This is a genomic window from Teichococcus wenyumeiae, assembly GCF_003696345.1.
Taxonomy (GTDB): domain Bacteria; phylum Pseudomonadota; class Alphaproteobacteria; order Acetobacterales; family Acetobacteraceae; genus Pseudoroseomonas; species Pseudoroseomonas wenyumeiae.
On record NZ_RFLX01000001.1, the window covers coordinates 111,036 to 127,781 of the forward strand.

The 16,746-nt window shown below is 69.1% G+C and carries 17 protein-coding genes; 7 read left to right on the forward strand and 10 right to left on the reverse strand.

The genetic code is table 11. The annotated features are described in order from the left end of the window. Positions 1 to 158 precede the first annotated feature (158 nt). Together EBE87_RS00520 and EBE87_RS00525 are read left to right on the forward strand one after the other, a co-directional pair. Positions 159 to 725 carry a NifU family protein gene (locus EBE87_RS00520; protein WP_120640887.1) on the forward strand — a complete coding sequence of 189 codons (567 nt, stop codon included), beginning with the start codon at positions 159 to 161 and terminating at the stop codon, positions 723 to 725. 133 nt (positions 726 to 858) lie between these two features. After that, positions 859 to 1,449: a malonic semialdehyde reductase gene (locus EBE87_RS00525; protein WP_120640888.1), complete on the forward strand. Its 591-nt coding sequence runs from the start codon at positions 859 to 861 to the stop codon at positions 1,447 to 1,449. Positions 1,450 to 1,538: 89 nt separating this feature from the next. Here the strand turns inward: EBE87_RS00525 and EBE87_RS00530 are convergent, their stop codons facing one another. Next, complete coding sequence (locus tag EBE87_RS00530) at positions 1,539 to 2,258, reverse strand: response regulator transcription factor (RefSeq protein WP_120640889.1); 720 nt, start codon at positions 2,256 to 2,258, stop codon at positions 1,539 to 1,541. Positions 2,259 to 2,574: 316 nt separating this feature from the next. Between EBE87_RS00530 and ribA the strand changes: the two genes are divergently transcribed. Next, positions 2,575 to 3,828, forward strand: a complete 1,254-nt coding sequence (gene ribA, locus EBE87_RS00535; RefSeq protein WP_122139815.1) for a GTP cyclohydrolase II — start codon at positions 2,575 to 2,577, stop codon at positions 3,826 to 3,828. Beyond that, on the forward strand, positions 3,825 to 4,337 hold the full coding sequence (locus tag EBE87_RS00540) for a L,D-transpeptidase family protein (RefSeq protein WP_120641188.1): 513 nt from the start codon (positions 3,825 to 3,827) through the stop codon (positions 4,335 to 4,337). The genes ribA and EBE87_RS00540 overlap by 4 nt, the downstream gene beginning before the upstream one ends. A 217-nt stretch (positions 4,338 to 4,554) precedes the next feature. Here the strand turns inward: EBE87_RS00540 and EBE87_RS00545 are convergent, their stop codons facing one another. Continuing rightward, a complete protein-coding gene (locus EBE87_RS00545; RefSeq protein WP_122139816.1) occupies positions 4,555 to 5,940 on the reverse strand; it encodes a glycosyltransferase family 4 protein in 1,386 nt (461 codons plus the stop codon). 136 nt (positions 5,941 to 6,076) lie between these two features. Here EBE87_RS00545 and EBE87_RS00550 point away from each other — a divergent pair, with 136 nt between their 5' ends. The 3 genes from EBE87_RS00550 (at position 6,077) to EBE87_RS00560 (ending at position 9,061) form a co-directional block, all read left to right on the forward strand. After that, entirely contained in the window at positions 6,077 to 6,697 is a 621-nt protein-coding gene (locus EBE87_RS00550) for an acetyltransferase (RefSeq protein WP_158600990.1), read from the forward strand. A 150-nt stretch (positions 6,698 to 6,847) separates the two neighbouring features. Further along, on the forward strand, positions 6,848 to 7,855 hold the full coding sequence (locus tag EBE87_RS00555; RefSeq protein WP_158600991.1) for a Bug family tripartite tricarboxylate transporter substrate binding protein: 1,008 nt from the start codon (positions 6,848 to 6,850) through the stop codon (positions 7,853 to 7,855). A gap of 102 nt (positions 7,856 to 7,957) precedes the next feature. Continuing rightward, positions 7,958 to 9,061: a DUF2235 domain-containing protein gene (locus tag EBE87_RS00560; protein WP_120640023.1), complete on the forward strand. Its 1,104-nt coding sequence runs from the start codon at positions 7,958 to 7,960 to the stop codon at positions 9,059 to 9,061. A gap of 3 nt (positions 9,062 to 9,064) precedes the next feature. Here EBE87_RS00560 and EBE87_RS00565 read toward each other — a convergent pair whose 3' ends face one another. The 8 genes from EBE87_RS00565 to EBE87_RS00600 all read right to left on the reverse strand — a co-directional run bounded on the left by EBE87_RS00565 (position 9,065) and on the right by EBE87_RS00600 (position 16,686). Further along, on the reverse strand, positions 9,065 to 10,303 hold the full coding sequence (locus tag EBE87_RS00565; RefSeq protein WP_233553365.1) for an FAD-dependent oxidoreductase: 1,239 nt from the start codon (positions 10,301 to 10,303) through the stop codon (positions 9,065 to 9,067). 215 nt (positions 10,304 to 10,518) lie between these two features. Then, a complete protein-coding gene (locus EBE87_RS00570) occupies positions 10,519 to 11,313 on the reverse strand; it encodes an SDR family NAD(P)-dependent oxidoreductase (protein WP_120640024.1) in 795 nt (264 codons plus the stop codon). A gap of 3 nt (positions 11,314 to 11,316) precedes the next feature. Next, on the reverse strand, positions 11,317 to 12,513 hold the full coding sequence (locus EBE87_RS00575; protein WP_158600992.1) for an ABC transporter substrate-binding protein: 1,197 nt from the start codon (positions 12,511 to 12,513) through the stop codon (positions 11,317 to 11,319). A gap of 25 nt (positions 12,514 to 12,538) precedes the next feature. After that, positions 12,539 to 13,249 (reverse strand): ABC transporter ATP-binding protein, encoded by a 711-nt coding sequence (locus EBE87_RS00580; RefSeq protein WP_120640026.1) that lies wholly within the window; start codon positions 13,247 to 13,249, stop codon positions 12,539 to 12,541. Then, a complete protein-coding gene (locus tag EBE87_RS00585; protein WP_120640027.1) occupies positions 13,239 to 14,021 on the reverse strand; it encodes an ABC transporter ATP-binding protein in 783 nt (260 codons plus the stop codon). The genes EBE87_RS00580 and EBE87_RS00585 overlap by 11 nt, the downstream gene beginning before the upstream one ends. Beyond that, positions 14,021 to 14,860 (reverse strand): branched-chain amino acid ABC transporter permease, encoded by an 840-nt coding sequence (locus EBE87_RS00590; protein ID WP_120640028.1) that lies wholly within the window; start codon positions 14,858 to 14,860, stop codon positions 14,021 to 14,023. Before EBE87_RS00590 ends, EBE87_RS00585 begins: the two co-directional genes overlap by 1 nt. Positions 14,861 to 14,863: 3 nt before the next feature. Then, positions 14,864 to 15,760, reverse strand: coding sequence for a branched-chain amino acid ABC transporter permease (locus EBE87_RS00595; RefSeq protein WP_120640029.1), 897 nt, complete (start codon positions 15,758 to 15,760; stop codon positions 14,864 to 14,866). Continuing rightward, entirely contained in the window at positions 15,757 to 16,686 is a 930-nt protein-coding gene (locus EBE87_RS00600; protein WP_199707736.1) for a polysaccharide deacetylase family protein, read from the reverse strand. Before EBE87_RS00600 ends, EBE87_RS00595 begins: the two co-directional genes overlap by 4 nt. Between the last annotated feature and the right edge of the window lie 60 nt (positions 16,687 to 16,746).

Consider the following 16,746-nt stretch of genomic DNA (forward strand, 5'->3'; position numbering starts at 1 on the left):
ACCGCAATATTCCGGGCCTAAACCGACCCCGGCGGTCTGCTCCGCCACCCGCCCGGCCCCTGCCCCGGGGCAGCCGCATGGCCTTTCCGGTTGCATGCGGCACCACGATCCACCACATGCACTGGTGAAAATCGAGTCCTGCGCACGGAAGCCGAAGAATGTTCATCGAGACGGAAGCTACGCCCAACCCGGCCACCCTGAAGTTCCTGCCGGGCCAGGATGTGATGGGTGCCCGCGGCACCGCCGATTTCACCAGCGCCGAAGCCGCCACCCGCTCGCCGCTGGCGGAAGCGCTGTTCGGGCTGGAAGGCGTGGCGCGCGTCTTCCTGGGGTCCGACTTCATCACCGTCACCAAGGCGGAGAGCGCCGACTGGCAGGCGCTGCGCCCGGTGGTGCTGGGCACCATCATGGAACATGCCATGGCCGGCCGGCCGGTGATGCTGGGCCAGGATGACAGTGGCGAGGAGATCGAGGACACCGACCCGGCCGATGCCGAGGTGGTGGCCCAGATCAAGGAACTGCTGGACACCCGCGTGCGCCCGGCGGTGGCCGGCGACGGCGGCGACATCGTCTTCCGCGGCTTCCGCGACGGCATCGTGAAGCTGCACATGCAGGGCGCCTGTTCGGGCTGCCCCTCCTCCCGCGCCACGCTGAAGCATGGCGTGGAGAACATGCTGCGCCACTATGTGCCGGAAGTGGTGGCGGTGGAGCAGGTCGAGGTCTGAAGCATTCTCCCGTGGCGCCGGCCCGCTGCTGGCGCCATGGATTCTGGTGATAATGGCCATCCGGCCGCCGGATTGGCTTCGGCCAAGTTCGGGCCTATCCCTTTCGCAACGCAATATCGGATGAGCGAATCGGATGGCCGACAAGATCGACAGTGCCGCGCTGGACCAGTTGTTCCTGACCGCCCGCACCATGAACAAGTGGCAGGACAAGCCTGTCACCGATGAGAAGCTGCACGAACTCTACGACCTGCTGAAGATGGCGCCCACCAGCGCCAATGCCAGCCCTGGCCGCTTCCTCTTCATCCGCTCGCCGGAAGCCAAGGAGAAGCTGAAGCCCGCCCTCTCCGCCGGCAACCTGGAGAAGACGATGTCGGCGCCGGTGACGGTGGTGGTGGCCTATGACACCGCCTTCTACGACAAGCTGCCCTTCCTCTTCCCGCATGCCGACGCCAAGTCCTGGTTCACCAGCAGCCCGGCCTTCGCGGAGAAGACCGCCTTCCGCAATGCCACGCTGCAGGCCGGCTACCTGATCATGGCGGCGCGCGCCATCGGCCTGGATGCGGGCGCGATGAGCGGCTTCGACGCCGGCAAGGTGGATGCCGCCTTCTTCGAGGGCACCACCTGGAAGGCCGACCTGCTGATCAACCTTGGCTATGGCGACCCCTCGGGCACCTTCGGCCGCCTGCCGCGCCTGCCCTTCGAGGAAGCCGCGAAGATCGTCTGACCGCGCGGCACGGACGCGAAAAGGCCGGCCGGGATCTCTCCCGGCCGGCCTTTTCCGTTTCCGATGGCCGCAGCCGTGGCTGGCGCGGCCTAGGCCGCGACGCGCCCCGCCTGCGGGTCCAGCCGGTAGCCGCCGCCTTCGGTCAGCAGCAGGCAGGCATTCGTCGGGTCCGGCTCGATCTTCTGCCGGAGGCGGTAGATATGTGTCTCCAGCGTATGCGTGGTCACGGCGGCGTTGTAGCCCCAGACCTCGTTGAGCAGCACCTGACGCGCCACCGCGCGGCCGCCGGCCCGGTACAGGAACTTCAGGATCGCGGCTTCCTTCTCGGTCAGCCGGATCTTGCGGTTCTTGGCGGGCTCCAGCAGCAGCTTGGCCGAGGGGCGGAAGGTATAGGGGCCGATCACGAAAACAGCATCCTCGCTGTTGTCGAAGACCCGCAGCTGCGCGCGCAACCGCGCCAGCAGCTCCGCCACCCGGAAAGGCTTGGCGATATAGTCGTTGGCGCCGGCATCGAGGCCGCGCACAACATCCTGCTCACCATCGGCGCCGGTCAGCATGATGATGGGGATCTTCACACCCTCGCGACGTAGCCGCGCGCAAAGATCCCGCCCATCACCATCAGGGAGGCCAATGTCCAGCAGCACGGCGTCGCAGCGGGGAGACTCGCCACCCAGGAGCTGGTCCGCGGCTTCCGCCGAGGTTTCCGCTTCCAGGGGGGCAAATTCCCCGTCCAACGCCAGTTGTTCCGACAAGGTGGCGCGCAGCGCCACGTCGTCGTCCACGATCAGGATCGGCCGCGGGCCGGTCATGAGATCTCCCGACAAAGCCAGTGATTCAGCATCAAAACCCCCAACGTACGAGCCGCCAAAGCGTTGCCGATGCCTTTCTAGGGCAACAGCATCGTGCCGCCGCCATGCTCAGCCAGCAACCCCCACGTGTAGCGGGCTCATCAAGAGGTTCTTTTTCGCGCGATTGGCGGGAGATGGCAATCCTGCAACACATGCCACATTGCTGACAGGCTCCGGAGGCATAATGTTGGAGCCTTGTTTTCGGCCTTTCCCGCCCACGCCGGCCGCCATCCTGGCACGGGCGTGCCACGTGCCAGCACCAGACGGAACCGACTCCATGACCAGCACAGGCCCGGTCTCCTGCACTCCCACTTCGGAGACCCGGCGGAATACCCAGCCCAAGGCACGCCTTCCTGGCCAGCACGACCCGGAGCCCGGTCCCCTGGTGCCGGATGCCGCCAGCCTGGCCCTGCGCCGCGTGCACCGCGCCGCCAGCGACCTGCGGCGCGGCACGCCGGTGCTGCTGCGCTGCGGCCGCGAGAACCCCGGCTCTGCCCTGCTGGTCGCGGCGGCGGAAACGGTGGGCGCGCGCGGCTTGGCGGAACTGGCGGCCCTGGGCGCCGCCCCGGCCCTGCTGCTGCTGGCGCCATCCCGCGCCGCGGCGGTGCTGCACCGCCCGATTCCCACCGCCACGGCTGCCGGCACCGAGGAAGCGCCGGTGGCCCTGACCCTGCCGCCTGCCCTGCTGGACCCGGCGCGGCTGCGCAGCCTGGCGGACCCGGTGGCCGAGCAGCTCCTGCCGGAAGCGCCGGAACTGGCCGCGCCGCCGCCGCTGGCCTTCGCGGCCCTGGTGCTGGCCAAGCTGGGCCGGCTGCTGCCCGCGCTGGTGGCGGTGCCGGTGCCCGAGGCCCGCGTGGCGGAGGCCGCGCCGCTCGGGATCTTCACGCTGCCGGCGGCCGATATCCTGGCCTATCCCGCCACCGCCGCCACCACGCTGACCCGCGTGGCCGAGGCCCGCGTGCCGCTGGAGGATGCGCCGGAGGCCCGCATCGTCGCCTTCCGCGCCGCCGATGGCGGCATCGAGCATCTGGCGATCCTGGTGGGCGACCCGGAAGGGCTCAGCGCCGCCGGCGGCGCGCCGCTGACCCGGGTGCATTCCGAATGCTTCACCGGCGACCTGCTGGGCAGCCTGCGCTGCGACTGCGGCCCGCAGCTGCGCGGCGCTATCGCCCGCATGGCGCAGGATGGCGCCGGCGTGCTGCTCTACCTGGCGCAGGAGGGGCGCGGCATCGGGCTGGTGAACAAGCTGCGCGCCTATACGCTGCAGGACCAGGGGCTGGACACGCTGGATGCCAACCGCGCCCTGGGCTACGGCGCCGACGAGCGCGGCTTCCTGGTGGCGGCCACCATGCTGCGCCAGCTCGGCATCCCGCGCATCCGGCTGCTGACCAACAACCCGGACAAGGTGGCCGGCCTCGCCGCCTGCGGCATCGAGGTGGTGGGGCGGGAGCCGCACCGATTCGCCGCCAATGGTATCAACGATCACTATCTCGAGACCAAGGCTACCCGCTTCGGGCATCTGCTGCGATGAGCTCGGCCATCGGCGCCAACATCGCCGTGGCGCGGCCGGACGGGCTGCTGCGGCTGCGCGACCGCACCTTCCGCTGCGCCCTGGGCCGTGGCGGCATCCGCGCCGGCAAGGAGGAAGGCGACGGCGCCACCCCCACCGGGCTGCTGCCGCTGCGCCGGGTGCTCTACCGTGCCGACCGCCTGCCCGCCCCCGCCTGCGCCGTGCCGGTGGAGCCCATCGGCGCCCAGGACGGCTGGTGCGACGACTCGGCCGACCTCGCTTACAACCGTCCTGTCCGCCTGCCCTATCCCGGCCGGCATGAGGAGCTGTGGCGGGCGGACCATGTCTACGACATCGTAGGCGTGCTGGGCTGGAACGACGACCCGGTGGTGCGCGGCCGTGGCAGCGCCATCTTCCTGCACCTGGCACGCCCCGGCTACGCGCCGACCGAGGGCTGCGTCGCGCTGGACCTGCCGGACCTGCGGGCGCTGCTGGCCATGGGCCTGAGCGGCATCCTGGTGGAAGCCTAGCGAAGGTTGAGGCGGCAGCACCGAGCAGGGGAATGCCCGGTGCTGCCATGGGGGACCTCCGGGGGAGGAGGTCCGAGACCGCAGCGATCGGGGGAGATCGCGGTCTGGGTCGAGCTTACGTCACTTCCACCAGCCGACCCAGGCCCCCCGGCCGTGGTGATGGTTTTTACATGCCACACCGTTGCCGCAATGCCACACAACTCTGGCTGGTGGAACTTCAGCCTTCCACAGCCTGCAGCAGTGCCTCGGCGCTTTCTGTCCAGGTCCGGGGGCGGAATTCCTGCCGCAGCCGCGCTTCCATCATCGCCACCTCGGCCGGGTGCGAGATCAGCCGGCGCAGGATCGCCACGGCCTCCGGCACATCCTCCGGATCGTGATAGAGGCAGAAGGACCCGCCCGCCTCCGGAACCGAGGTGGTGGAGGAGCAGACGCAGATCTTGCCGAAGCTCAGGCTTTCCGTCACCGGCAGCCCCCAGCCCTCGTAATGGGAGGGAAAGAGGGTGAAGCGGCAGCCGGCGTAAAGCGCCGCCAGCTCGCCGTCGCTGGGGTCCTCCAGCAGCACCACCTTGCCGCCCAGCCAGCCGCAATTCTCCAGCTGCTGCATCAGGTCCGCCACCATCCAGCCGACATGGCCGGCGAAGACCAGCGTCGGCACCTGGCTGGGCGGCAGTTGCTCCGCCAGGCGCCGCCAGGCGCGGAAGGCCAGCAGGTGGTTCTTGCGCGCCTCGATGGTGGAGACCAGCAGCACATAGCCGGGCTCCAGCGCCGCCACGCGGGCCGAGACGACCGGCGGCGCGGCCTCACCGAAGCCGGTGCCGATGGGCAGCACCGCCACCGGGTGCTTCAGCACCAGGCCGGTGGCGGCGGCATAGCGCTCCAGATCCCGCGCCGTGGCGCGGGAGATGGCCAGGAAGCGGTCCACCAGCGGCATGGTGCTGGAGAACCAGGCGCGGAAGGTGCGCACCAGCCCCGGGTCGCAGAATTCCGGGCGGGTCAGCGGGATCAGGTCATAGACCAGCATGGCGATGCCAAGCCCGGTGCGCGCGCGCATGGCCTGCAGCAGCTCGGCGTAATCGGTGCGGAACCAGGGGGAGCCCAGGATCAGCAGCATGTCGCCGGGCTTCGCGGCCTCGGCCAGATCCTGGCCGGCCACGGCTTCCGGCCCGTTCTGGGCGCCGGGCGCCGGGCGCAGCAGCCGGCGGCCGGCCTGCATCAGGCCCCGCCCGGTGCGCATCCCGGCCCGCAGCGCGGCCGTCTGGCTGCGCACCGCCTCCCCCAGCGGCACACGGATATCGGCCGGCAGGCGGGAGGCGATTCGCCGCACCCGCCCCGCCTGCCCCACCGGCAGCGCCTTCTCGCGCAGCGGCGCGGCCGAGGCGGATTGCCCCTTGCCGGTCAGCCCGGCGAAGACCGCCTCCACCTCCGCCCAGGCCACGGTGCGCAGCGTGCCGCGGATGCGGTCATGCCGGCAGAAGGCGATCTCGCCCGGCCGCAGCGCCACCAGGGCGCGGTAAAGCTCAAAGGACAGGCGCTGGATGCCACTCGGGCGGCGGCTGATCAGCGCGTATTCGAAGAGGTCCTCGACATCGAGCCAGTAGGTCATCGTGCCGCCCCTGGCGTCTCGGCCCCGGGGCAGCATAGATGCCGGCTGGCGGCCGGGCAGCGCAGAAGACGGAAGATCATGCAATGCGCGATACGCGATGCCATGGGTGGTGCCAAGCGCGAGCGGAACAAGACAGATGCACATCCTGCTGATCGGTGCCGGCGGCCATGGCCGCGCGGTGCTGGAAACCCTGCGCGACGCCGGCTGGCCGCCCCCGGCCGGGGTGCTGGACGACAACCCTGCCTCTGCCGGCCTGTCCGGCATCCCGCTGCTGGGCCCGCTGGCGGCGGCCGAGGCCCTGCGGCAGCAGGGGCTGGAGGCCGCGCATGTGGCGCTGGGCGACAACCTGCGGCGGCAGGCGCTGGGCGAGTGGCTCGCCAGCCTGGGCTATGCGCTGCCCGTGATCCGCCACCCCTCCGCCGTGGTGGCGGGCAGCGCGCGCATCGGCGACGGCAGCGTGCTGCTGCCGCGCGTGGTGGTGGGCGCCGCCGCCGAGGTGGGGCGGCACGCCATCCTGAACACCGGTTGCATTGTTGAGCATGATTCGCGGCTGGAGGATGCCGTGCATATCGCGCCCGGCGCGGTGCTGGGCGGCGGCGTGCGCATCGGCGCCACGGCACTGGTGGGGCTTGGCGCCGCGCTGAAGCCGGGCGTCGCGGTCGGCGCCCGCGCGGTGGTGGGCGTCGGTGCGGCGGTGATTTCCGATGTCGCGCCCGGGCTTTGCGTCGGCGGCACGCCGGCGGTGCCTTTGCGCTGACTGCGGCGCAACCGACGCGGCCGCAAGATTGCTGTTGCGGCAAGCCAGATTCCAAGCTGCCATTCCAGCCAATTCGCGTGGTGAAGCGAAAATTTCGCGCTTCTGGCGCGGCATGTGCATACGATGGCACGGAGTGCAGCAGGAAACCGCATGATGCCCCTGACCGACCCGTCTGCTTCTGGCTTCCGACTCCCGCGCCGCGGCCTTCTGGCTGCCGCTGCCGCCGCCACCCTGCCCAAGGCGCAAGCATTTGCGCAGGATGCCTGGCCCTCTCGTCCCATCCGCTTCGTGAATCCGGGCCCGGCCGGCGGTGCCGGCGATGTGCTCGCGCGCCTGCTGGCGGAGCGCCTGAGCATCCGCCTCGGCCAGCCGGTGGTGGTCGAGGACCGGCCCGGCGCCGGCACCAATATCGGCATGACCAATGTCGCGCGCTCCGTCCCCGACGGCTACACGGTAGGCGTGGGCTCGATCGCTTCCAATGCCGTTAACAAGTGGCTCTACAAGAACCTGCCCTTCGACCCGGAAAAGGACTTCGCGCCGGTCTCGATGATGGCGCTGGTGCCGAACCTGATGGTGGTGCCGCCCAGCCTGCCGGTGAGGACGGTGAGGGAATTCGTTGAATATGCCAAGAAGCATCGCGGGCAGATCAATTTCGGCTCGGTGGGCGCGGGTTCCTCGCAGCATCTGGTGGGGGCGCAATTCGCGCTGACCACCGGCATCGAGATGTCCCACGTGCCCTATACCTCCTCCGGCCAGTTGAACACGGACATGCTGGAAGGCCGCGTGCAGGTGCTGTTCCAGTCGATCTCGGCGGTGGCGGAGATGGCGAAGTCCGGCCGGATGCGCCCGCTGGCCGTCACCGGCAGCGAACGCCAGCCCGCCTTCCCGGAGGTGCCGACCTTGCAGGAAGCCGGCGTGGACGTCACCGCCACCGGCTGGTTCGGCATGGTCACGCCCGCCGGCGTGCCGGAGCCGATCCTGGAGCGGCTGAACAAGGAAGTCGTCGCCAGCCTGAACGAGCCGGAGCTGCGCGCGCGCATCATCGAGCTGGGCTCGGTGCCGAAGCCCAGCACGCGCGAGGAATTCGCGCAGCACATGGCGCGCGAGACCGCGCGCTGGCGCGACGTGGTGAAGGCCACCGGCGCCACCGCCGAATAACCGCCTGCGGAGGGGCGCCCCCCGCCCTTCCGCGATTGCCGCTGGCCAGCAACAGCCGCTTCATTGTACCGTTTTCGCAATAAAATTGCGGAGGGCTGGGGGATGAAGCGCCTGATCGTCTGTTTCGACGGCACCTGGAACAATGCCGACAGCCGCCGCGCGGAGACCAATGTGGCGCGCATCGCCCGCGCCGTGCGTGCCACCAGCGGCGACCTGCCGCAACTGACGCTCTACCTGCGCGGCGTGGGCTCCACCGGCATTGCGCTGCAGAAACTGCTCGGCGGCGCAACCGGCGAAGGCGTCGATGACAATATCCGCTCCGGCTACATGTTCCTGGCGCAGAATTACGTGCCGGGGGACAAGATCTTCCTTTTCGGATTTTCCCGCGGCGCCTTCACGGCGCGCAGCCTGGCCGGCTTCATGAGCGCCTGCGGATTGCTGATGCGGCAGACGCTGGACGACCTCTCAATCGCCTGGGATTACTACCGCAAGGAAGCCCATCGCTCCCCGGAGGATTTCTGCCGGAGATACCATTCCCGCTGCCACCAGGACATCCAGATCGCGTTTCTGGGCGTCTGGGACACGGTGGGCGCGCTGGGCATCCCGGGCACCGTGCTGAACGAGTTGACCGCCAAGGACTACGAGTTCCACGATACCACGCCCTCCCGCATCGTCCGGGTCGGGCGCCATGCCCTGGCGGTGGATGAGCATCGCGACGAGTTCGAGCCGACGCTCTGGACCGGCGCGGCGCCGAAGGGCTGCGACGTCAGCCAAGTCTGGTTCGCCGGTGCGCATTCCGATGTCGGCGGCGGCTATGGCAGCCGGCTGCTGGCCGACATTCCGCTGCGCTGGATGGCGCAGGAAGCCGAGAAGGCCGGGCTGAAGCTGGACTGGGACATGCTGCCGCAGCAGGAAGACGCCTTGGCGCCGCAGCATGAATCGCGACTGAACTGGTCCCGCAAGGACCGGCTGACGCCGACCATCCGCCAGATCCGGAACATACCGCCCAAGGTCACGGTGCTGGAGCGGCTCTACCGCCCGATGGACAAGGACGGCAGGCCGCTCGACACCGTCAACGAAAGCCTGCACCCGAGCCTGGCGCAGCGCTTCGGCCAGCAGGTCACCCTGCTGGCCAATGACGCCGAGACCGAGGGGGAAGAGATCGAATACAGGCCCAAGAACCTCGTGCCGCTCTTTCCTGGCTAGCGCTCAGGCCACCTCGTCCAGCGCGCGCAGCGAGGCGATCATGGAAGTGCGCATCAGATACTCCTTGTGCCGCGCGGGGTTCTCCGCCGTGGCGCGCAGCTCGTCGAGCGAGGCGCGGCGTACCGCCGGGTCCCGCTGGTTCAGTGTGGCGCGGTTGCGCAGCGCCTGCTGCTGCACCACATCCCGCGCCACCTTCTGCCGCTGTCGCTCGTAGCGGCCCATCAGCGCGGCATCGGCGCCGTGCCAGACCTGCGCCAGCTTCTCGGCCAGGTTGAAGGCGTCGTGGATGCCGCCATTCATGCCCATGCCGCCCAGCGGATTGTTCACATGCGCGGCGTCGCCCGCCAGCAGGATGCGGCCGCTGACATACCGCTCCGCCACCCGCTCATGCACGCGGTAGGCGGTACGGTGGCGGATCTCGTAATCGCCGGCCTTGGGCAGCACTTCCTGCATGCGCTGCTGGATTCGGGCGTCGGAGAGCATCACCTCTTCCGGCTCATTGGCATCGGTCGGCAGCAGCAGGCGCCACACGCTGGTGGTGCGCAGCAGCACGAACCATTCCTCGGGGTCGGAGATATAGGCGATGTTGGTGAGGTCCGGCATCGCCTCCTGATATTGGAAGGTGGTCGAGCAGGTCAGGTAGAGTTCCGGAATCGTCTGCCCCTCAAAGCCGATGCCTGTCGCCTTGCGCACGGCGCTGCGCGCGCCATCGGCGCCGATCAGCCAGGAACCCTGCAGCGATTCACGGGAACCGTCGGGGCGCTCGATCACCAGCGTCACGCCATCGGCATCCTGCGACGCATCCACGGCGCGGGCATCGTACATGAAGTTGACGGCGGGGTTCTCGATCAACCGGTCCCGCAGCAGGCGGGTCAGGCGCCATTGCTCGCATTGCAGGCGGTAGGGATGCGCCGTCTCGCCGGCCAGCAGCGACAGGTCGAAGGTGGCGACGGGGCCATCGCGGCGGTCGCGGAACTGCCATTGCGGACAGATCAGCCCCTGCTCCACCAGGATGCTGGACAGGCCGAAGCGGTCCAGCATGTCCAGCGTCGGCGGGTGAAAGGTGGAGGCGCGCAGCCCGTCCGGCAGGTCGCGCTCGGCCTCGACGATGGTGACGGGGATGCCTTCCTCGGCCAGCGCGGCGGCGGCCACCAGCCCAACAGGCCCGGCACCCGCCACCAGCACCGGCGCGCGGGGGCCGGCGGATTTCAGCACAGCGGGGGAAGCCAGATCATCAGCCACAGGAATTCTACCTTTTCAGCGATCGGAGGTTCGGCGGCGGGGCGTCATCCGGTGAAGGCACGCCCACCGGAGGAGGTTCGGCACCTGCCGGGCCGGCGGAGCGGCGGCAGGCGAAGCGAGGGAGGCGATGAACCTGACCTGCTCACACGGTGCCATCAGGCGGCGCGCCGCAGCGCGGCCGATGCCCGAGGCAGCGCTGGTGACAGGTGCCAGGCTCATGGGGCGAAGCGACCCCCGTTCACGTAGATCACCTGCCCCGTCAGGTATTGCGAGGCCGGGCCGCTGAGGAAGAGCATCGGCGCCGCCACATCCTCCGGCTGCGCGATGCGGCGCAGCGGGATGGAGGAGAGCACCTTTTCCGCATGCGCGTCGCCGAACTGCCTGATGAAGGCCCCGGGCTCGCCCTCCTTGCCGCCATGGCCGAGGCCGCCGGTCAGGAAGGCGGTCTCCACCGCGCCGGGGGCGACGGCATTGGCGCGCAGCGTTGGCGCGCCCTCCTTGGCCACCACCTTCATCAGCGAGACCAGGCCGCCCTTGGAGGCGCTGTAGGCGGAAAAGCCCGGCTCCACGAAGGCATGCAGGCCGGAGGAGACATAGACCGCCGCGGCCGCCGGGGAGCGCTTCAGGTAAGGCAGCGCCGCGCGGGTGGTGGTGAAGGCGGAGACGAGGTTGATTTCCAGCACCGTGCGGATATCGGCGGTGGTCATCTCCGCCAGCGGCTTCAGCCCGGTGTTCATGCCGGTGAGGAAGGCGAAGACATCGATGCCGCCCCAGGCTTCGCCCACTTGCTCGATGGCATGGGTGACGCAGGCCTCGTCCGTGGCATCCACCGGCACGGCCTCGACGCCTGGCTCCGGCGGGCGCTCGGCCATGGAGGCCGGCAGGTCCAGCACGGCGACGCGGGCCCCGGCGGCCAGCAGGCCGCTGACATAGGCACGGCCGATACCGCCGCAGCCGCCCAGCACCAGGCAGCGTGCGCCGGGCTCCGGGCCCAGGCGGGTCAGGTCCATCCCTCAGCCCTCGTAGAGCGAATCAAGGAGCTGCAGCTTGCCGTCGCGCACCTCGATGACATGCGCGGGCAGGCGGGCGGCGCCATCGGGGTAGAACCAGGTGCGGCCCAGCACGCCTTCCCAGTTCCAGCTTTCCATCTTCTGCATCTGGTCGCGGATGGCGATGCGCTCGGCCTTCAGCTTGCCGGGCTCGCCGGTCACCTGTGCCCGGCGCATCGCCTCGGCATAGATCTGGACGATGTCGTAGGTGGCGGCATCGGTGTGGTGCGGGCTGGTGCGCGGCAGGCCGGCCTGCTTTGTGCCTTCGGCGAAGCGGGCGGTGAAGGCGCGGGTGCGGTCGTTCAGCCCGCTGTAGAAGAAGCTGGGGTAGAGCACGCCTTCCCCATCCGCGCCGACCTTGTCCGGCAGGGTGGGGTCGGACATCACGCCGCTGCCGATCATGCGGCCCTTGTGGCCCTGGCGGCGCAACTCCTTCAGCACCTTCACCGCCGGCTCGATGGTGCCGCCCAGCGCCACAATATCGGTCGGGTTGCGCATCAGCTCGCCCACCTGGGCGGAGACGTCGAAGGCCTGGATGGGGAAGCCCACCGCCTTGGCCACCGGGATGCCGGCTTCCTTGAAGGCCTGGGGAAAGACGCTCTCCCCCAGTGTCTTGGAGATGAACTCGTCCGTCGCATAGATGATGGAGGCGCTGCCGGCCGCCATGCCCTTGGCCTTCATCACCTTCAGCAGCCGGCGGAACTGCGTCAGCTCGTCCGAGGTGTCGCGGAAGGCGAAGGTCATCTTGTCCGTGATGCCCGGCGCGGTGGCGGAGTTGGAGCATTGCACGATGCCGAGACGCTCCCCCGCCGGGAAGGCCACGCGGCATTCGCCGGAGGATGCGGGGCCGAGGATACAGAGCGCGCCTTCGTCTTCCGCGAAGCGCCGCACCGCCACCTGGGCCTGGCGCGGATCGCCGGCGGTGTCGAAGGTGGAGACGCGCAGCTTCTTGCCGTTGACGCCGCCGGCCGCGTTGATGTCGGCCAGCGCCATCTCCATGGGCACCTTGTTGGTGATCAACAGGGATTGCAGCGGCCCGGTGGCGACATGGGAAAAGCCGATCACCAGCTCATCCGCCGCTGCCAGGGCGGGGTTGCGCAGCGCCGGCAGGGCGAGCGCCGCCGCCGTGGCCGCCATCAGATCGCGTCGCTTGATCGCCATGATCCTGATCCTTCGCCTGGATGTGTCAGCCGGCGCCGAGATAGGCGCGTTGCAGCCCCTCATCGGCCAGCAGCGACGCCGCGCTGCCCGCCATCACCATGCGCCCGAGCTCCAGCACGGAGCCACGCGCGGCCAGCTCCAGCGTCTTGCGGGTGTTCTGCTCCACCAGCAGCACCGCCATGCCGCCCCCGTTCAGCTCCCGCAGCAGGGAGAAGACGCGGTCCACCAGCAGCGGCGAGAGGCCGAGGGAGGGTTCGTCCAGCATCATCAGCCGCGGCTTGGCCAGCATGGCGCGGCCGATGGCCAGCATCTGCTGCTCGCCGCCCGAGAGCACCGCCGCCGGCATGTCCCGCCGCGCCGCGAGATTGGAGAAGCGGTCGTAGATGGCATCCATCTCGCGCGGCAGGGTGGCGCGGTCCCGCCGCAGCCCGGCGCCGAGCAGCAGGTTCTCCTCGATGGTCATGGAGACCAGGATGCGCCGGCCTTCCGGCACCAGCACCAGCCCATCGCGGATGCGCTGCGGCACCGGGGCCTGGGTGATCTCGGCGCCCGCGAAGCGGATGCGCCCGCCAGCCGGCTTCACCGTGCCCAGGATGGCCTTCAGCAGCGAGGACTTGCCGGCGCCATTGGCGCCCAGCACCGCCACGATCTCGCCCTCGGCCACGGAGAGCGTGGCGCCGGCCACCGCATGGGTGCGGCCGTAGCGGACATGCAGGTCCTCGACCTCAAGCAGCATCGGCGGCGGCCCCCGTGGCGGCGCCGGTGCCGAGATAGGCTTCCAGCACCTGCGGATCGCGCTGCACCTCCTCCGGCCGGCCCTCAGCGATCTTTTGGCCGAAGTTCAGCACCACCACGCGTTCGCAGAGGCGGCGGACGAAGCCCATCTCATGCTCCACCACCAGCAGGGCGGTGCCACCGCTGGTCAGGCCCTCGATATGCGCCAGCAGTTCCTCGCGCTCGGTGGGGTTCAGGCCGGCGGCGGGCTCGTCCAGCATCAGCAGCCGGGCGCCGGCCACGGCGGCGCGCACCAGCTCCAGCCGCTTCTGCACGCCGTAAGGCAGGTTATAGACCAGCGCATCGGCATAGCGGGCGAGGCCTGCGGCCTCCAGCGCCGCCACGGCGTCACGCTTCCAGCGGTTGCGCGGCATCAGCCCCAGTGGCGCCATCTGGTCCCACCAGCGCCGGGCGCGCAGGTGCTGGCCCAGCATGATGTTCTCCACCGCCGAGAGATGCGGCATCAGGCGGATATTCTGGAAGCTCCGCGCCATGCCATGCCGTGCGCGGCGCCAGTCCGGCAGGCGGGTGATATCCTCGCCGCCCATCAGGATGCGGCCGGCGGTGACGGGATAGACGCCGGTGATCAGGTTGAAGACCGTGGTCTTGCCGGCGCCATTGGGCCCGATCAGCCCGATGCGCGAACCGGGTGCGACCGAGAGGCTGAAGTCCTGGATGACCTTGAGGCCGCCGAAGGATTTCGAGACGCCATCCAGTGTCAGCAGGTCCGCCATCAGCCGGCCTCCCGCTTGCGGCCGAAGAGGCGCGCGAGGCCGTGCCGCGTCACCACGCCTTCCGGCCGCAGCGCCATGACGGCGATGATCAGCACGGCGAAGATCACGAAGCGCCATTGCTCGCTGCCGCGCAGCACTTCCGGCAGCAGGGAGAAGATGGCGGCGCCCACCAGCGGCCCGAAGGCGGTCTGGGTGCCGCCGATCAGAACATAGAGCAGCGTATAGGTGCTGAGCATCAGGTTGAAGTTGGCCACCTCGATATAGTTGTAGTGGTGGCCGTAGAGCGCCCCCGCCAGCCCGGCGAAGCCGGCGCCGATGGTGAAGGCCAGCACCTTCACCCGCCGCACATGGATGCCGAACAGCGCCGTCGCCTGCTCATCGTCATGGATGGAGCGCATGGCGAGGCCGAAGCGGGTGGAAAGGATATAGACCACCAGCAGCACGCCGCAGGCCGCCAGCGCGGCAATCGCCGGCATGTCGATGAAGCTGGTGACGGGATAGCCGGCGGCGCCGCCCACCGCTTCCATGTTGATCAGCAGGCCCGCCACGATCTCGCCAAAAGCCAGCGTCGCCAGCACCATGTAGACGCCGCGCGTGCGCAGGATGGGAAAGGCGATCAGGCAGCCCATGACCGTGCTGGCGGCGGTGCCGGCCAGCAGGCAGAGCGGCAGCGGCAACCCGTATTCCACGTCGAGATAGGCGGAGACATAGGCGCCGATGGCCATGAAGCCGGCCGCGCCCAGGTTCAGCATGCCCGCCGCCGCCGGCAGGAAGACCGCATAGGCCAGCAGCAGGTTGATGGAGAAAAGGGCCAGGATGCCAGCGAGATAACCGCTCATGGCTCAGAACTTCCCCCGCCCGACGGAGGGCTTGCCGAACAGCCCCTGCGGCCGCAGCAGGATCAGCAGGAACAGCGCGCCCCAGACCACCGGCTTGATGACCTTGGCGCCCAGGAAGAAGATGGTCAGCACTTCCAGCAGCCCCAGCAGCAGCCCGCCGGCGATGGCGCCCCAGACGCTGCCGAGCCCGCCCACCACCATGGCCGCCATGGCGAAGGAGGAAATCTCGTCGCCCATCACGGGCGAGACCTGCAGGTAGTTCAGCGCGAACAATACGCCCGCCAGCGCCGAAAGCAGCCCGGCGACCACAAACACCGCCGGGATCAGCCGCGGCAGGTCGATGCCGAGAAGCTGCGCCGTATCCGGGCTTTCCGCCACCGCGCGCAGGGAACGGCCGAGCGAGGTGCTGCGCAGCAGCACCGTGAGGCCGAAGACCAAAGTCAGCGCCAGCGCCAGCGAGATCACCTGCGGCACGCTGATCAGCAGCCCGCCGATGCGCAGGCTGGTATTCTCCCAGGGCGAGGGAAAGTTGTGCAGGTCGGCGCCCCAGCGGATCTGCACCAGGCCCTGGAACAGGATCAGGAAGCCGATGGAACTGACCAGCGGGATGGCGTGTTCCGTCGCATCACCGAAGCGGGTCCGCATGTAGCGATAAGTAAAACGCTCCACCAGCAGCGAGGCCAGGATGCCGGCCAGCAGCGCCAGCGGCACGGCGGCGTACCAGGGCAGCGCGTATTGCACCATCAGCGCCCAGCTCAGCATGCCGCCCAGCATGAAGATGCCGGGGATGCTGAAGTTCAGGAAGTTCAGCATGCCGATAACAAAGGTGAAGGAGACGGCGACCAGCGCGTAGAGGCCGCCCAGCATCAACCCGTTGATGATCTGCTGGAGAAGGATCATCCGATATGCCCGGCGTGATTCTCCAGGTACCAGTCGGCGATCTCCTCCCGCGTCGCCCACCAGACATCCGGGAAGCTCTTGGCATAGGCGATGAAGTCGCGCAGCGCGCGGATGCGGAAGGGCTGGCCGATGACATGCGGGTGCAGCCCGATATTCATCAGCCGGCCGCTGGTGGCGCCCTCCCGGTACAGTTCGTCGAACTGTTCCTTGAAGACCCGGAAGGCGCCATCGACATCCTTGCCCTGGCGCAGGAAGACCGTGAAGTCGTTGACCTCGGACGTATAGGGGATGGAGACCAGCGGCCTGCCGCATTCGGTGCGGATCAGGTAGGGCTGGTCGTCGTTCAGCAGGTCGGTGAGGAAGGAGAGCCCCTCCTCCGCCAGGATATCGGCGGTGTTGGGGGTGGAGCGCAGCGAGGAGGAGAGCCAGCCGCGCGCCTTCCGGCCCACCACCTCCTCATAGACCCGCAAGGTTTCGCGGATCACCTGCCGCTCGCCCTCGATGTCGAACTGGTAGTTGGAAAGTAGGTCGGTCTGCACATAGTTATGCGCCACCAGTTCCCAGCCGCGGTCGATGGCGTGCCGCACCACCGCCTGGCGCTCCAGCCCCATCTTGGCATTCATGGTGCAGGAGGTGGGCACCCCCGCCTGCTCGAAGCATTCGAACATCCGCCAGACGCCGACGCGCTGGCCGTATTCGCGCCAGGTCCAGTTCGGGTTGTCGTAGACATTGCCCGGCAGGGTGTCGGTGATGATGGAAGGCCCGCCCGGGTAGAAGGGCTTGTCGGTGTCCTTGGTGCGGTCCCAGTACTCGAAATTGGTCGTCAGCATCAGGGCGATGCGGGCGCCGTTCGGCCATTTCAGAGGCTTGCGCGCCGGCATCGGCACGAAATCGTACTGCACCCCGGAGATCCCCCGTTGCCGCATTGATCGGGATCATTGTGTACAGTTTTTTCCGTCAGCGCATCACAAAAATGGCCGAACAGC

Coding starts and splice junctions, on each gene's coding strand:
- EBE87_RS00520 (WP_120640887.1), top strand. CDS start 159: ATGTTCATCGAGACGGAAGCTACGCCCAACCCGGCCACCCTGAAGTTC.
- EBE87_RS00525 (WP_120640888.1), top strand. CDS start 859: ATGGCCGACAAGATCGACAGTGCCGCGCTGGACCAGTTGTTCCTGACC.
- EBE87_RS00530 (WP_120640889.1), bottom strand. CDS start 2,258: ATGACCGGCCCGCGGCCGATCCTGATCGTGGACGACGACGTGGCGCTG.
- ribA (WP_122139815.1), top strand. CDS start 2,575: ATGACCAGCACAGGCCCGGTCTCCTGCACTCCCACTTCGGAGACCCGG.
- EBE87_RS00540 (WP_120641188.1), top strand. CDS start 3,825: ATGAGCTCGGCCATCGGCGCCAACATCGCCGTGGCGCGGCCGGACGGG.
- EBE87_RS00545 (WP_122139816.1), bottom strand. CDS start 5,940: ATGACCTACTGGCTCGATGTCGAGGACCTCTTCGAATACGCGCTGATC.
- EBE87_RS00550 (WP_158600990.1), top strand. CDS start 6,077: ATGCACATCCTGCTGATCGGTGCCGGCGGCCATGGCCGCGCGGTGCTG.
- EBE87_RS00555 (WP_158600991.1), top strand. CDS start 6,848: ATGATGCCCCTGACCGACCCGTCTGCTTCTGGCTTCCGACTCCCGCGC.
- EBE87_RS00560 (WP_120640023.1), top strand. CDS start 7,958: ATGAAGCGCCTGATCGTCTGTTTCGACGGCACCTGGAACAATGCCGAC.
- EBE87_RS00570 (WP_120640024.1), bottom strand. CDS start 11,313: ATGGACCTGACCCGCCTGGGCCCGGAGCCCGGCGCACGCTGCCTGGTG.
- EBE87_RS00575 (WP_158600992.1), bottom strand. CDS start 12,513: ATGGCGATCAAGCGACGCGATCTGATGGCGGCCACGGCGGCGGCGCTC.
- EBE87_RS00580 (WP_120640026.1), bottom strand. CDS start 13,249: ATGCTGCTTGAGGTCGAGGACCTGCATGTCCGCTACGGCCGCACCCAT.
- EBE87_RS00585 (WP_120640027.1), bottom strand. CDS start 14,021: ATGGCGGACCTGCTGACACTGGATGGCGTCTCGAAATCCTTCGGCGGC.
- EBE87_RS00590 (WP_120640028.1), bottom strand. CDS start 14,860: ATGAGCGGTTATCTCGCTGGCATCCTGGCCCTTTTCTCCATCAACCTG.
- EBE87_RS00595 (WP_120640029.1), bottom strand. CDS start 15,760: ATGATCCTTCTCCAGCAGATCATCAACGGGTTGATGCTGGGCGGCCTC.
- EBE87_RS00600 (WP_199707736.1), bottom strand. CDS start 16,686: ATGCGGCAACGGGGGATCTCCGGGGTGCAGTACGATTTCGTGCCGATG.